Genomic DNA, 754 nt, shown 5'->3' on the forward strand with positions numbered 1-754 from the left:
ATACGCGGGTTCGTCCCTCGAGAGGAACTTGTATGTTTGAATGCTCTTCCTGCAACCATGCAGGACTTGCCGGGGTGGAGGGACCAAAGGAGCATCTGACCCAAGGGTACAGACGGTAGGAGATTTGGCCCCACCCCGCACCTATTCATACGCCGATAAAGAATCCATCGGCTGAGTTCGCACCTCAGACCGACGATACCTAGCAAGCCAGCGTTTCAGGTGCGCCCCGACAAGCATGTGTAACCTAGCGCAAGGGGCTGTTCAGTGGCAATGCAAGTAGAACCCTCCATTATCGGCATCGACGTGGCCAAGGCCGAGTTGGTCATCTATTTCCTGGGCCAGACCTATTCCATTGAGAACACACCCCAAGCCATTCGGGCTTGGCTCAAGGATCTGCCTTCCCTCTGCGAGATAGCCATCGAGGCCACTGGCACTTATCACATGGATGTCATTGAGCTGGCCCACCGTAAAGGCCATCACATCTACGTGATTGATGGTTCTCGCCTCCACCATTACCGCAAAGGCACAGGTGGTCGCGCAAAAACGGACGCCTCTGATGCGCAGCTACTTGCCCGCCATCTGCAACATGAAAAAGAGGCGTTGCGCCGCTGGAGCCCGCCACCCAAGGCGTATCGGACGCTGCAGACCCTACTGCGCCGCCGTGCGGCACTGGTCAAGGCGCGAACCATTATCCAGCAAAGCCTGGGTGCAGAGCCGCTACTCAAAGCGGGCTTGAAGAGGTTGATCTCTCAGA

Annotated in this window: 1 protein-coding gene; it reads left to right on the forward strand. The window is 56.9% G+C overall.

Features of this window, described 5'->3' with window-relative positions:
* Positions 1 to 270: 270 nt before the first annotated feature.
* Positions 271 to 754: transposase (locus A3754_RS08340; protein WP_156496919.1), on the forward strand; the 484-nt coding region annotated here is incomplete at its 3' end.

The organism is Alcanivorax sp. HI0083, assembly GCF_001635175.1.